Below are 15,842 nucleotides of genomic sequence, written 5' to 3' on the forward strand. Positions count from 1 at the left end.
TCCTCCTATTCTATTTTCATTTTAAGAATAAAAGAACCCCTTCTTTTTTCCATCCCTTAACTGGAGTATTCGTATCTGATGCATGGCATAGCTCTGAAAAGCCATGCTGACAGACTGAATGGCAGACCACACTCTTCCATCCGGCAGAAATAAAAGCATTGAGAAAACTAAAAAAAGATTAAAGAAAATCAGGACAGACTCTTCTTCCGGTCTGCCCGTTCTGATACTTGAGACATTTCTTGATTCTGCTGCCGGCAGGACATCGGGCATGCCCGAAGCCAAACGGTTCCCTGAATCTAGAACCGTCTGCTCACTGCCGGAGCCTGTTTCAGACTGCACATGGTTTGTTACATTATGCGGCCTGCGGTCACTCTCAATAAAAAGGCATAGGAGCACAATCTGTACCAGAACTATAATTTTCATTAATTTTATTGCCTTAGTCTTCATAGTGCTCCTCCTTTACCTTTTTATTCGATCTATAGGTTCATTATAACGAGTCTTCCCTCTCCGCACAACTATTAATTAATAGCATACACTCTTCCCACTATAGGTGTGCAATGATTATTTTACTCTAATAAGGTTGCACTTACCTTGAAATCCGACCTAAGAATGAATTTTACATTCAGGTTTGAAAAGTGCAGTATCTGCCGCTCCCCATTGCGCTGATATACTTTTAAATCGAACAGAAGCCCGCAACAGTTAGTAACAGGTTTTTCTTCTTTATACCAGAAATACAAATCTGCTCCCAGATTCTCTATAAATATCCGAGATCTGCCTGATTCGTCTGTGGTTTCTGTCATGGGAAGAAGTGTCACAGGAAGCAGTATCCTGGGCTGCTCTTTCCCTTTATCCAGACCGTAATAGTACGATACCGACAGCACCACCGTCAGATATTCATTTTCCAACTGCAGGGCATCAAACAGAAGAGATACTGCCCTTTCCATATGGCTCTGTGTGATTGCCTCTGACTCCACGGTTCCCAGAAGGTATTCTCCTGTATACTCACCTGAAACCCCCAATGCAGGAATGGAGACAAACGGGGTCCGGTATATAAATTCTTCACAGACAGGGAGATATTTTCCCCTAGTTTTGTCAAACAGCAAATTCTGGTTGCGTACAATTCTCACCTGAGGCTCTGCCTGGGCGCACTGGTAAAGAGGAAGACATTTCATTACAAATCGAATCTCTGTCTCTCCTGAACTTTCCTCTCTCTCAATTTCCAGAAGAGGAGTCTGTATATGCATCTTTTCTAAAAATTCCAGACCTTCCTCACTTGATTCCAGCCTGAACTGAAATCCGGAAGGTGTCATGGTTCCCCGGACACTGCATGAATATGCCTGCCCGCCAGCAGGATTGTCCCCGTTTAATATCTGTGCTCCCCCTTCCAGCCATTCCTTCCACACCCCAGCTGCATGCTCCGCCAACTCTGCAAAGCTGGTATATGCGTTCCTGTAAAGAATCTCATTCGGTGACTTAAGTCCATCCCAGAGTGCCTCTTTTACCAAACTATATTCTGCTAAAACATCAAATAAATCCTGTTCCAAAAGCGCATACTTAAGAGTGGAAAGACTCTCAAACACAACACGGATAAGCAAGGTATCTTGTTCTCTCCAGAGATATCTCAAAGACAAACTGTAATCCCATCCTGCTCTCGGACTCATATGGTCTAACGTTCTCCCCCTGTCCATTTCTGACTCTGAAAATCCTATTCTGCAACTATGTCGCTCCAAAACAGGAGGCTGGGGACATGACTTCAACGGATTGGGAAGATCAATGTCAGATTCCAACAAATGTTTTCTGTCTTTTGGCACCGGAAGTTCTATAGGGGTTACAAATTTCAGCCACTTTGAGCTTTCATATCCTCCATCCTTCTCGATATGATATTCCAGCTCAGGCATTAGGATATCCGCTGTCAAAGGAATACTCTTCCCTCGAAAACTATTAGTGAAAAATAAATAAATCTCTTCTTTTGATGTATCTGCCTTCCCCATTGTGACCTGCGTATCTGTGAGTCCCTCTTTCGTCATAGCCGTCAACCGGCAGTGTTCTTTTGCCTTCATAGTTAAATGGAATCCAGCGATAACATCCATAAGATATCCGTCTTTTAAAGAACGTTTCAGCCTGTCCGCCACATTCTTTTTTAGTTCTGTCCCCCCTGGACGTCCTTCCGGCCTGAGCGGCATAACCTGTTCTGCTATGGCCTCCGCCAGCCTGCCTTTTGCCTCTACAAGGCGGTTCATACTGTCTCTGCAAAGCAGACCGGCTCTCAGAACCTGTTCTGGCAGAAGAAGCGACTCCAAATCTTCTAAAAAGCTGACAGCCCAGATTTCCATATCCACATCCGAAATGTCCCGGTTAGTAAACAAAATGTCAAAAGTTTTATCCCCCAGAAGGCTCCTGACTTTTGCCCTGCGGCTGAGCAGGCCAGGGTATAAAGGTCTCAGCGCATAAAATTCCGGTGCCTCCACCTTGTTTTCCTGATTTTCGCCATAATAATAAGTAAAGTTTTGTATTCCCAACTCTTTTAAAAAGCCGTCCCTGCCATATGTAATCCCGTAGAATTCACTATCTCCCTGGGCTTTCCGGGCAAACAGCAGGCCCGGGAGCACTCTGGATGCTTCCTCACAGAAAGAAATCGAACTCTCTTCACAGCGAGGCCAGACTACCGAACTCCCTTCTCTCACCGCAGGTTCTTTTGCCAATCCCGCATCTCTTTTCACTGTCAGTACTCCCTTTAACTTAAAAACACTGTCCGGCAGCGGGTATTTGTCCAAATCCAATAAAAAATCAAGATGCCATGTTTCCGGTTTTGGAATTTCTTCTCCCTCTAAATAGCATGCAAGGGCATCTGCATATTCTCTGAGGAGTTCCAGGTACGTCTTATCTCCCTGCTTCAGCTCCGAGAACCGATAGGAGGCATCATTAACTGGAGAATCCAGTTCCACTTCAATATCCTCACATTGAAGCTGCCAGAAGGCTTTCCTCTGAAACTGTGCCAGCTCCTCTCCCCACTTTTCTTCAAAAGAAGTTTCAAAATACAGACGAAGTACAGGGGACTCCACAGTCCCTGTAATCTCATAAGAAAGACCTGCTCCGGCCCATTGGCCTGTACCAATCAGGACATCATTGTAACTGGGTACAAATCCCGTTTCTCCCATTTCCAGGAAATTTCCCAGAACATCTCTGACTTCCAGAGCGATTTTTCCCGGTTTTCCCACAGCAAGATAAGGATTTTCCTGCCCTTTTCCTGAAATATACCTGTAAACAGGTACAACAGGACGGTATATCCACCTCCCATTCTCTTCACTGGGAACTATGGGCGCCGATAAGTTGCTTCCCTCATACCGCCCGGATACTTCCCGCAGCTGATAACCGACTATCTGGTACAACCTGCGCATATAAGCTTCCGGGGTATCTTCTTCAGGAGGAACAGACGCATCAGTTGAAAGGCCGATACATCCCACAGGAAACCGGGGAATCATTATCTGCTGTTCCAAATCCGTTGTCATCAACGTAAGAGTCTTTTTCTTTCCCGAAGAGACTCTGGTAACAGCACAGTTTACATATGCCGCAATTGGGGAATATTCCATGCATTCCACCAGCAGCCACAAAGTCCCCCCACCGTCTTCATTGAAAATATCTCTGGGCAGTGTACCATTATCTGCCGTTTTCAGCCTGAAATAATAACCTCCGCCGCCTACTGTACTGCACTCCCACAAAAGCCGCAGCATATCTTTTGGCTGCGTCAAATCAGCAGTATAAGAACCTGTTCCTGCCTCTGACAGAACACCCAGAGGCTCCATATGGGTTTCCACAGAAAGATTTGTCTTAGCCAGAAAAGATTCCTCGGCAGACCACTCATATTCCTGAAAATTCTGCTCTCCTTTACTGACCTCAGATGCCTGATACATAAAATGAAGTTCTGCTCCTGTAAGTCCCAGAAGTTCATGGAGAATCAGACGTTTCCCGGCATCTGCACCATAGACGTTAAATATTCCTTCCTCCTGACACAACCCGATTTCCAAAGGGATCAGACATCCCCACATGGCACTCTTTTGGATACCTTCTTCATCCCTCAGCTGCGGTGCGCTCTTGCCTGTATGCAGCACTTCTTCCATAGCTTCGGAAAATTTCTGAATGGTAAAGACTTCCTGCCCTCTGTAATAAGATGCCGTCTTTGAAATAGTAAAATATTGGGGTGACACTAAAAAATCCTCCATTTGGATGAACGCCTTTGGCAAGGCTGAAAAATCCCCGGCAGGAAGCTTTTTGGCAATCTCCTCCCATAACATGGTTATCTGCTTCTCTCCCTGTTCCACCCATGTACAATTTGGCTCTAAAGAAGCCACCTTCAAAGCCACATCTTTATTTTCTATGGCAAACTGCTGTCCAAGTGCCTGATAGAGGGGTACAAGCCTCTCCCCCACACGGTTTTGGGTACACGGATCTAACACTTTCAGACCCTGCAGCAAAAAGCGGGAAAGCATGGAACCAACCACAGATGCCTGTTCCCCGATCTGCCTTTCAATCTCCTCCTTTTTGATGAGGGCAGCTTCCTTAACCTGTATTCTCTGTCCTGGTTTTAATACACCGTTCTCTGATACAGCCTGTTCCAGTTCAATAAGAGTACAGGGAAGCTCTTCCAACACCTGGGACACGGTAACCGTACCTGCCGTATGATATACTGCATTGGGAATGATGACAGGAGTATTGGCTTTTAATATTCTGGCCTGAAAAATCTTATTCTGGGGTCCGCTTCCCTCTTTGCTGTCCGGATAAAGTCTGGCACAAAGTCCGGCAAGGTCTAAATCCCGGTATACTATAACCTCTGGCACATAAAAATGAACCTCTGGATGGTACTCCTCTTTCGGATTCCGGTTACAGATATCATCATAAAAATCATCCCACTTCTGCCATTCTCCTCTCTCTGCATGAAACAAAGACAAGTACTGACCGATTCTCACAGGTGTGTCTCCGCACAGGGTATAATACCCCCTTTCTCTGCCAGGAAGATTCAGCTTCCTTCCTCCATAAGCTGTCTCTTCCCAGTCCATAGCCAACCCTGGATTCATATTCAGCACCTCTTGTGCATAGAACATATCCTCCGGAATGTACTCCTCATAAAAGCGTACAAAAATCACAGCCGCCGCCTCCTTCAAAGAAAGCTGCGCCACACTGTTGTCAAAAATCCCCTCTCCAAAAAGGATCCCGCTTCCCTGCTGCAGAAGAAAAGTAACATGTTTCACAGATTCCCAGATTTCATTTATGTCTGCCCCATATCTCCTGCGAATATCTTCAAGGGTATCTCCATCCTTCACATTATACTCAAGCGATGGAAAACGTAAAATTTTCCCATCTGAAAATACAAGATTTTGATTTTGATACAGCAAATCTGATACAGAAACCTGAAATTCTTCCGAAGTCTCCAGAATTCCTTTTTCTGTACTGCACTGCTGGTAAATATCATGGATTCTTCCGATTATCTCCCTTAAAAACATACGGAAATAATCCTGAAAAAATGCTTTCGCAACAGACATAGTACCATCTGTACTTCCTGTTTCCCTTCTTCCGTCCTCTTTATAAGAGGGGTCTGGATTTAACTGTGTGAAGTATCTGGTCATCTCATTAAAATAATTCTCATCCACCAGAATTTCTTCCCAGTACCTGACCGTTTTTTCATGTCCCTCTGAACCAAAAGTAAGCGCCAGTGAAGGAAGCATGGGAAATATATACCCCTCCCTTTCATCCTGTAAGCCACTTTCCTCTAACCTGCAGATATCATAGGTCACAGAGAGATTTTTCCCCAGAAACCCTTCCAAAACCTCATATGTCATAGTGTCAGCCAGCTCCATTGATAATCCATAAGCCTCATGGCTGTCCACAGAATCACCTGGAAAATGTGATAAAATCCACTCTGTCAGAAGAGAGGTAAGCCGGCTTAGTCCCTCAGTATCCATCATCATTAAAAATGCTGCCCCGTACTGCTGTTCTCCGTTAATGGAAGGTTCCTGTATATAAAACATAGGGACGATTTCCAGATGAACTACTCTCGCCTCTATCTGCCTCACCTGAAGGCGCCCTGCCATCCGACGGGCCTGCACCGGCTGAAGCATTCTATTATCCCCTTCTTCTATCCAGGGGGCCGGCTGGTCCTCACCCATTGTAAAAGTCACATGCTGATGGAAAGAGAAAGAAAATTTAATTTTTATAAACAATATTTTAATGCTTGCCTGCAGCTTAAGTGACAAATCCACCTCCACCAGAGTCTTTTTATACGCCTGCAGGGTGAGAGCTGCCCAAGCTGATACCTCTGCGGAAGCCTGTATAGTGATAATCTTGAAATCAACACTCAGAAAAAGGCGTCCGGCTACTCCGGCCACTGCTTTTACATAATAATAAGTATCTTCTTTTCCTGTATCTTTTTCATGGAAAACAGCCGCCACTCCTTCAAAGATACCGAAAACCTCTAAGGATACCCCTCCCTTTACAATACCCAAATCAAAGGAGCGTCCCAATCCCACAGAAAGTCCCAGTCCCAGAACCACAATGGGAGAAAAGTTTCCGTTTACGACAGACGGAAGGTTTGGTCTTGTAATGTCCTTAAGGACACCAAAATAAATCCCTCCTCTTCCCGTAAAAATGCTCCACTGAAGTACAAAAGAATTGGAAAAATCCAGATTATGAGGAAATCCCAGATCCACATAAAAACCACCATTTGTATAGACTTCCACGCGGATTGTCCCCAAAGTGAGACTTATCACCCCAAGCTGAAAACTCCTGTACTTTTGGGGAACTATCATCTCGCCGCGGAACATGTATACCTCACTGGTCACCCGTTTATAGAGCAGTTCGATTCCAAATCCATCAAAAGAGGCCATAGCACTTCCCGGTTTTGCCTTCACTGTAGCAAGAATACCGTAGAGTACAGGATCATTTAAGACAATCTTAATATTCAGCATTTCATTAATAGTAAAGTCAGCACCAAACAGCCATTTGCTCTCTCCATCATAAGACACATCCCCCGGCAGAAGTCCCGGTTCTTTTGGAGGCGTAATCTGGTCTTTCAGAGCCTGGACTGCCTCTGTTATACTGTCTGCTTCTGAAATCCCATCATTTTTCAGGTGCTGGCCCATCCCCAGATAATCCAGGACAAATTTTTTTTCATTTTCCACGCTTTCCCGGGGTGGCTGGCCGTCAATGGCGTCCCATGTGACAGGGTTATTTTCATCGTAAGTGACACCCAGCATTTTCCCTGTTAAGACAAAGAAAATCTTCCGGGTATTCATGTCATACCTGACCCCCAGCTTATCTATGTACATCAGACCCGCAATATCCAGCTCTGCCTGATATAAAAACCAGGCCTGATTGTCTGTAGCATCCAGTTCAAAAAGAAACCTTGCCAAATCAATTTTATTCAGCAGATTCCAGGGCGCATCCAAAGAAAACTTTTTGTTTGGGTTTATCATATTTACCAGGGATTCCACCAGGTCACCCAGAGTCATTCCCCCCAGACTGATACATAGAATTTCATGTTGTTCCCGCCAAAACCAGGCGGCCTTAAGATACACCTTTTCATACTCTACCCGGAAAAGAAAGTTTCTGTTTTCCTTTGTCTGTATATGGTCAATCTGAACCAGAATCTTGAAACTTCCCAGAGACATATAGGCCAAAGCTGAGACATCTGTCTCAGTCTTCTCCTGTTTTTCAACCAAAATTCTGCCTCCCAGAGTTAATTTCTTCTGAAGGATAGTAATATTCCATCCGGCTTCAAAAGCAGTACTCACCAAAAATATGCCTCCCTGGGTAGCATAGGAAACATTAAGTACACTAAGTTTTAAAGAAAAGATATCGTCCGGTGTCTGCGATACGCCGAACATCTGGGAAAGGAGATTTCCAATCTTGACTTCTCCACGGTATAGTCCCCCCTCAAAGATCCATCCCGGATTCTCATATACTGCTTTCAGGAAAATGGAAAAGAAATCTTCTCCTTCCCCAAATTCCATCTCCCCCTGGAAATAAAAGCTGTGATGGAAAGTTGCTGCCCTGGCACCTGCCGCTATTCTGGATATATTGACAGGCAGATTTCCGATGGAAAAGGACAGAATGTTCCCTACTTCCGCCTCTATAGAAAACTCTCTGCTGCTGCCGGAACCATAAACAGTAACCTGCCCCAATAAATTTTCATCTGTTTTCCACGAAACCGGAAACTGTGCACCAAAAGTCTCCGCCAGATCCCGGATTCCCGGACCCGACGCGGATTTTCCTTCCAGCCTGGCCTGTGCCACAAAGTCCAGACTCGGCAGATTCATCTCCAGATCCATAAGCAGACTGTAGCGGCCAAGGGCAATACTGAGGCCCCCTGCCACTGACGCGGTCAGCATATTCCCCAAACTCCCCGTTTTCCCCAATGACACCTGAAACCCTACGTTCAGGTGTTCCAGCGTCACATAAGGCACGGGCAGCTTCCAGGGCTGTGAGAGAGCAAATTCTATGAGCAGACGTCTCATGGTCAGACTCAGGTCCTTCTGATCCGCCACCAAGTCCATCCGGTATAATTTGAACTCATTCAGCGGCAAATCCGTGGGCAGACACAGGGAGGCTGCACTTCCCCCAATCCCAAATACGTCCATGAAAAAACCCACTATATCCGCTATTCCAAATCCATCCGGGAAATAAGTATGGAGGTCCCATTGTCGGGAAACAGAAAACAGTGGCAGCGTAAACTCTACCTGTGAAACCCGGGGAAGTGTCAGGATGATTTTCAAGCCTGCTTCTGAAATCACAGAATAATCAAAACTTTCCTCATACTCCCCGCCATTTTGCAGAAGCAATGACATCCTCCCACAGGGAAACAGGCCGGATACTGATTTTAACAAAGGAATGTCCAGTTTAAACTTCCCTTCTTTATTCACGACTCCCTCAACAGACTGGATTCCTGTAAGAAAATTTCCGTACTTTTCCCAATGGCGTTCTGAAGGCATCTCTGTTTTTCCAGAAAAAGTAAGGGGAAAATAAGAATCATATGCTGCGCTGTCAAAAGATAAAACAGGCATAAAAATCGGAAAATCTGCTGCCAGATAACTTTCCTCCCTGCGCCCCCTCTCATCCCATATGAGTGTAGGGCCTACATTTCCGAAGAAATCCTGAAGGGTTCCCTTTAAATCACACCAGAAAGTCACCTGATACTCTATCCGCTCTTTTTCCTGCTCCCTGCATACTATTTCTGCAGAAAAATATTCGCCGTGATTCCAGTTCTGGACAGGTGCCCTGCCTTTAATCACTACCCGTTCAGACTGTAATGTAATCACACAGTCCTCCAGAGTAACGACACCAACTGCCAGAAACAATCTAATAAATGCCCCCTGACAGATTTCCGGGCCAACGCTCAGACTTCCTCCCCTTTTCTCTGCTTCCAAAATCTCATAGAGTTCCTCCAGCCTCATACCCTACCTCCTTCTCTAATGTCTTCGCACAAACAGACGCTCCGGCGGAACCGGAACGCCGGAACCATCTCCCTGAGTCCGAAGCAATTCTGTATCCTGTGACTGGTTACCCTCCCCCAGCTTCTTATATTCAGAACAAGAGGCTTTGCAGTATTCTGTTTTAGAATACTCTATTTCATAACAATCCCCGTCCCAGGTAAAGCAGTGTGCCTGATAAGCTATCTCCCGCTTCCCATCAACTGCCTCCAGAATTGTGTAGATTGGAAGCTCTTTTGAAGTGTATGCCCAATCCCCCAATTTTGTATCGCTTTTATTAAAGCAAATGTTATGGCTGTCCGCCGATTTACCCATCGCCTCACAATAATTTACCATCCATTCCACGATAGTATAATTTGGATGTCCATGACTGCTTTTTAAACCTGCCGATATCACCATTGCCTCTGGCTCTGTATTTCCCAGCATAGCTGGAAACAGGTCTATCGTCTGTCCCTCACCATTTTGACACTGACCATAATTAGTCGTATAAGAGCCATGATGGGGAACTGTCCAGACTGCGTTCATAAAGTTTGAACAGGCATCGTTTATTGCAATTGAATAAAAAGTATGTACTGTGGCATCTCCCGGAAAGAAAAATTTGAGAAATTCCGTATCTTCTGTGTTCATCAACACGGTTACACCTGAAGTTCCATTATTTAATATTGCAGGACTGGATACACTTTCTCCTTCTACGCCTCCCCCTATTTCAGTTAATTCTTTTACAGAAAGGCGTTCCACCACATACAGTTTCAGAGGGTCATATAACGGTATATTTGCCGCTGCCGTCATTTCAATCACTGCATTTTTTGTCAGAATCTCCAGTCTCTGAAGCATAAGTCCAACACCGGACAGACGGGCATTTTTGGTGTAATTGGCATTAGGGTTTCCGCCCACATAAGCATTTTCAATTACATCACAATATCCATCATCAGAATCTACAATATCCTTTATCTCCTGACGGGATATGTGCTCAAATTGATCCAGAAACTCCCCTATACCCAAGATTCCTTCAAATCCAAGTTCTTCCCCCACCACTTCATTTATAAAGTTCAAAAATAATTCTCTCCTCATAGATTCATTTTCAGGAAAAGGTAAATCTGATGTCCAGCTAAATGACTCATTTTGCCACGTTCCACAAAACCTGGCTGGAGACTCTTCAAACACAAGTTCTGCATGCATAATGTCACAGTCTTCCTTCGCTGAAAACAAACGGATTTTCATGTCCCAGTCAATCCAATTCGCCAAACAGGCGTTATTGTTTCTTTTATTAATAAAATGAATACTTGTTTTTGTGATATCATCCTGATAGGAGAGTTTTCCCCAGATTTCATAATATGGCTGGAACATAATACAAGGACTGGTGAAATCTGCCTGATACTCATATGTTTTTTGGGCAGTATTAATAAAATAGGATAAATCTACCTTATCTTTACTTATAAATTTATTACCTATCAGCTTTCCTGGACTGGTTTTTCTGATGGAATACTCTCCTCCGCTGAGTTCTTCCCACAGGTTATCAAACATAATCCAGTGGTCTGTATCACGGTGGGTAAATAACACATTATCCAGGAATACCCCGTCTCCCATATCCTGGCGTTCTTTCATTTTTTCCACTGTATATTCTACCGATTTCTTATTATTCTCCGGAAGGGACGTAAGCTTTACTGGTCTGGTACGATCAAACCCACAGTCTATCAATGTAAGGTTCACCAGACATTCCTCGCCTCCAATATCATCATAGATTTCAATGAGATTCATGCCCCCCTGGCCAACCGGAAGCATAGTAACTTTTACGCCGCTCATGTTTCCTCCCTCTGGTATGCAGCATACCACCCTACATTCTTTCCGTCGGAAAACAGAAAGATATCACTGCTGCCTTTTGGAAAAGATGCCCCCAGCACCTTGATCTGGAAATTGTGAAGTCTGAATACGTATTGGTTTTCCTGCTTTTCCAGGGTTATGGAGCCAAATCCTAACTGAAAGATTCCCTGTAGCTTAACGCCTTCTCCCGATAGTGCCCCCGGAAGGTTTACTCCCACATAATACTGGGGCATCCCGTCCTCTTCCCAGAAAGCAGTTAATAGCTGTATTGAAATCATATCCTGATCCGCCAGGGCACCGAGAGAGCCCAGCTGGATTCTCCACAGCAGACCCTGATAGCATTCCGGCGGCACTCCCTGGGACAGGGGCGCCGTAATGGGGAGAAACCCTTTCTCCTGAGGTGTCCTGCCTGAAGTTTCAACTATCAGGGAATCAAAGGAAACTGCAAATTTTTCAGGGAAGGAATTTTCCCTCAAGGATGCTTCTTCCCTGATATATCCCAGATGACTATATTCCATGTTCATAGGGCCTGACTTGGGCATTCTGATAAAAAGCTGGTAAAAAGGCATTCCCTCTTCAGCGCCCTGCCCTCCGTATCCCAGCAAATCTGCCTCGCTCAGCTCTCGGCAGGAAAATACGCCTGTCAAATCAAAACATCCCTCTCCTTCCTCTCCCACTGTCAGGTTCATTTTCTGAATCCATACTTTTTCGATTCCCGAACCGGAGAGGGCGTAACAGACACTCTGTTTTAAATGATACTGATACTTCCTTACCCCGTCCTCTTCTGCCATCTGCCCCTGAAGTATCAGACAATTTCCGTCTGTATTTCCTTCTGAAACCGCAGAGACCTCAAACAACCGGTTAACCAGTATTTCCGAACTGCTTGTAAATGACACAATATGTCCTGCCTGAATCCTCACCCTGATTTCCCGGGTCAGATAATCATAATCCGGCGGCATACTCTCATAGACCAGCTTTTTGTCTGACGTATAATCAATCAGTCCGCTTATCTCTGACTGCTCCAGATAAATCCCCTTCTGTTCCTCCCTGTGAATCTGTCCGGCCCGGATCACAAGATAAGAGGCATAAAATTGATCTGTCTCCACACTCTCCATGATAACGCCAATCTCAGGAGGCAGTTCTTCCATAGACACCGATACATTGACGGCCAGTATTCCCTGAAATTTTTTATCCCCCGCTGCCTCTATAAATTCCTCCCATCCCTCTTTTACTTCCCCATCTTCTGTATATGCATTTTTAGCCGTTTCCCTGAATGACAGATTTTCCCGCTGATCTTCCTCAATGCTTTTTTCTCCTGCATATTTCAGAAAGATCATTGTTCTGCTGCCTGTGTGCTGCCCCCGCCAATAATCCGGCAAAAGTAAAAACCGGATGCCTTCCACCAGAAAGCAGAATCCATCCGAAGGTCCTGCTTTATCAAATTCTCCGGGGTCCTGAATAGCATATAAAAACTCTTTGTGCTGAAACTTTTCCCTCAGTTCCGAATAGATATGGGTGAAGCGTAAATCTGGAAGTGTACCTGTTCCTGATAAGTCAGCCAATCCAATCCACTCATATTCTCCCTTGGGCGACACCTGCGCCATCAGGCTCTGGGGTGTCACTCCGCGCATAGATTCCGTCCACAGGCCTCCTCTTTCTGATGCCTTTTTCTTTAAGATTTCTCTTCTTTTTTCATAAAGTCCCTTCTCCAGAACATCCCTGTCCTCCCATGATTCCATATGTATTTCCCGAAAAAGAGTCATGGGAACGGCAGGCATTTTGTTAGGAAAAGTGGCAGCCGGTATTTCCAGAAAACACAGTCGCTTATTTTCAGGCGCAGCAAACAGGGCAGCCCCTTCTGGCTGGCAATAATAAAATGCCTCTCCCAACACACCAATCCAGGAAGTGGTGCCAAGGATTGTCTTCTCCTCTTCATAAGGAAAGACCGCAGGCATAGAAGGGGTAAACTGAATCATCGCCCCCTCCTGAAGTCCGATATTTTCCGTTCCAGACAGGCCACATAAGAGTTTTCTTACTTCTCTGTCCACAGAAAAATTTCCCTCTATTCCCAGGTACAGCCTTTTTCTTGTCACCACCTCTCCCTTTTTGTTTTTGTAGGCAAGGACAGGCTTTCTCTGGAATACCAGTGCAGAGTCCTCTTCCGCCTTCAATTTTACTGCTCTGCCTGTATGGGTTGTAAAAAAAGACCGGAAACTGCTGCCGGCTAAGGAAAGTCTGGTCCTCTTTGTATCCAACAATGCCTGGGGCGTAATCTTAAATTCGGTGTAAAACGTAGTTTCCGGGATCAATACGCGGCTCACTGCCTGGGAAAGAAATCCCTGTTCCTTTGCCAGTTCCTCCTGCTCCTCCATAATTCTAGCATGCCGGATACCTGCATCCAGCCTCTCCATCAAGTCTTCACATGCATCCTCCCTGACAGAAAAAGCTCCCTTAAATGTTCCGCACTCCTCTCCGGCTGTATGCAATTCCAACTCCCGGGTATCCCCCAGAAGCCGGATTTTTCCAGTGGACAGACTGTAGTTTCCCGTTCCCGGAAACACAAACAAAAAAGTATCATTCCTGACAGAAAGACTCTCCCAGGGATTTATCGTCAGGGAGTATCCACCAAATGCCAGATTTTTAACCTCATCTGTATTTTCCATCTTAAAGACTTTCCAGTCGAAATAATTTTCTTCTGGATTTTCCACCCATAAGAACAAAAGTTCTCTGTTCCACCTTCTCAGATATTGGATTCCTTTCTCCGACAAGACATGGCCGTCAGCCGCCTCCCTGGGGCAAAACAGATACCGTCCCCCCTTTAAAAAGCTGTCTTCCAATCCTATAACCGACTGCTCATAGTCTCCCTTCAAAAAACAGTACATGACTCCCTTTTGATAAACCCCGTATTCTCCTTGATAAATACGACTCAGTTCCATCCTTATCCCTCTATTCTATCCCCGTGAAACAAAGGAAAGTCTTCCCATACTTCTCCTGAAAAAGAGATTTTCGTCTGCTCTCCAGAAGGACTTCTCCTGTACAGTACCAGTTTCTTTGTTCCCTTTCCGTGTATTCCCATAAACCCCATCAGTTTTCCCACAGTAGTTCCCGCCGGCAGCTTTCTCTCCACACCGCATACCACTACGGTAATCTGCAGCGTCAGCGCACTTCTTCCCCGAAACAGCAGATAAGGTACAACCGTCGAATTCTCCGGCGGCAGAGGCACTTCCTGAAAGCCAGGCGCAGCAAGCATGAGTACATGATTTCCCGCATAAATATCTGGCTCCGCCTCACTGGAAAACAGGGCTTCCGGATATTGAATCCGGTAAAAAGGCTGGCGCATCCTCACAGCACAAAGGTCAATAATGCCAGCTCCTACCGGCTTTACCGTCTCTTCACTGGAAGGCGGATAAATTTCCTCTTCCATGAGATGAACAAAGCTGTCAAACTCCAGATATTCCATATTCTTGCCCCGTGCAAGAGAAACCTCATAGAAGGCTGTATGGTTTCCCACAAATCCTGCTGCATCCCCGCCCGACATCTGATCTTCCGGCATATATAGCTCCTGTTCCAGTTTCAGCGAAAACCCTGGACGCACATCCGTACATCTTTTATCTGGATTCAGACCGCAGTGAAAATATAGCATATCCTCTATATTCTGTCTGGCTCCTCTGGCAATCATCTCCATAATCTGATACATGGCCTTTGTTGTTGTCACCTGAAAAACTTTGGCAATAAAAGTATCATAGTCCGCTCTTTCCAAAACAGTGTCACTTCGGATAGTAAGCATATAAGGAGATACAATTCCTAGTTCCAGAGATCCGGAACTTATTGGCGATTCTGGTTTTTTTAATTTTCCTTCCTGGTCTGCAGCATAAATTTCCCCATCAAGGGGGATACTAAGAATCTTCTCATCCATTCCCTGTTTTCTGAAGCATACCTGCTTCTTTCCCTCTGCTGACTCTTCCGCAGTATACACAGGACAGAACAGGGAAGGAATCTCTGCGGACGGCCCTGAAGAAAACTTATTGATATACGGCTGCATAGTAACTGTCAGGTTGATCTTTTCACCAAAGTGCTTTTCCTCCATAGGTATCTCCATACCACAGACATATGGGGAAATCTCATAAGTATAGATACCGGAATGATCTACTTTGACAATACATTTTCCTGAGCCTATATTAATATCCGGCTTATCCCAGGATAGTTCCAGACTGCTTCCGTCATAACTCCCTGTAAGCCTCTCATATGTTTTGAGCAGCAGGGGAGTGGAATGGCTCTTGTCAGGCTGGTCCTTCACTGTAACAGATACCGTATAATAAAGCTTGTCATCTAACTGAATGTTGCTAAACACACAGTTCTTATCTTGTACTTCTTCCGACTTTACTATCTCTGTACTCTTCTTTAGTTCTACTAGATATTTTCCTTGATACTTCTGGGCTGATTCTTCAGTTTTCCAGTAAAGTTTAATCTGATAAGTATTATCGGATACCTCTTTTTCCACCTCTGCCTGATAGATTTCTATCTTGTTAACCATTCCCATCC

General features: G+C 45.0%; 5 protein-coding genes. All 5 read right to left on the reverse strand.

The window, feature by feature from the left end; genetic code table 11:
* Positions 1-21: 21 nt before the first annotated feature.
* Positions 22-447, reverse strand: a complete 426-nt coding sequence (locus tag A8806_RS01460) for a hypothetical protein (RefSeq protein WP_109729378.1) — start codon at positions 445-447, stop codon at positions 22-24.
* A 119-nt stretch (positions 448-566) separates the two neighbouring features.
* Entirely contained in the window at positions 567-9,443 is an 8,877-nt protein-coding gene (locus A8806_RS01465; RefSeq protein WP_109729379.1) for a hypothetical protein, read from the reverse strand.
* A gap of 15 nt (positions 9,444-9,458) precedes the next feature.
* Entirely contained in the window at positions 9,459-11,282 is a 1,824-nt protein-coding gene (locus A8806_RS01470; protein ID WP_109729380.1) for a ComEC/Rec2 family competence protein, read from the reverse strand.
* Positions 11,279-14,236: a hypothetical protein gene (locus A8806_RS01475; protein WP_109729381.1), complete on the reverse strand. Its 2,958-nt coding sequence runs from the start codon at positions 14,234-14,236 to the stop codon at positions 11,279-11,281. Before A8806_RS01475 ends, A8806_RS01470 begins: the two co-directional genes overlap by 4 nt.
* 2 nt (positions 14,237-14,238) lie before the next feature.
* Positions 14,239-15,840: a hypothetical protein gene (locus A8806_RS01480; protein WP_109729382.1), complete on the reverse strand. Its 1,602-nt coding sequence runs from the start codon at positions 15,838-15,840 to the stop codon at positions 14,239-14,241.
* Between the last annotated feature and the right edge of the window lie 2 nt (positions 15,841-15,842).

The sequence above is a fragment of the Faecalicatena orotica genome (genome assembly GCF_003149245.1).
GTDB classification, from domain to species: domain Bacteria; phylum Bacillota; class Clostridia; order Lachnospirales; family Lachnospiraceae; genus Faecalicatena_A; species Faecalicatena_A orotica.

Excerpts from the sequence above, each read along its gene's own strand:
- A8806_RS01460 (WP_109729378.1), bottom strand. The coding sequence starts at position 447 with ATGAAGACTAAGGCAATAAAATTAATGAAAATTATAGTTCTGGTACAG.
- A8806_RS01465 (WP_109729379.1), bottom strand. The coding sequence starts at position 9,443 with ATGAGGCTGGAGGAACTCTATGAGATTTTGGAAGCAGAGAAAAGGGGA.
- A8806_RS01470 (WP_109729380.1), bottom strand. The coding sequence starts at position 11,282 with ATGAGCGGCGTAAAAGTTACTATGCTTCCGGTTGGCCAGGGGGGCATG.
- A8806_RS01475 (WP_109729381.1), bottom strand. The coding sequence starts at position 14,236 with ATGGAACTGAGTCGTATTTATCAAGGAGAATACGGGGTTTATCAAAAG.
- A8806_RS01480 (WP_109729382.1), bottom strand. The coding sequence starts at position 15,840 with ATGGGAATGGTTAACAAGATAGAAATCTATCAGGCAGAGGTGGAAAAA.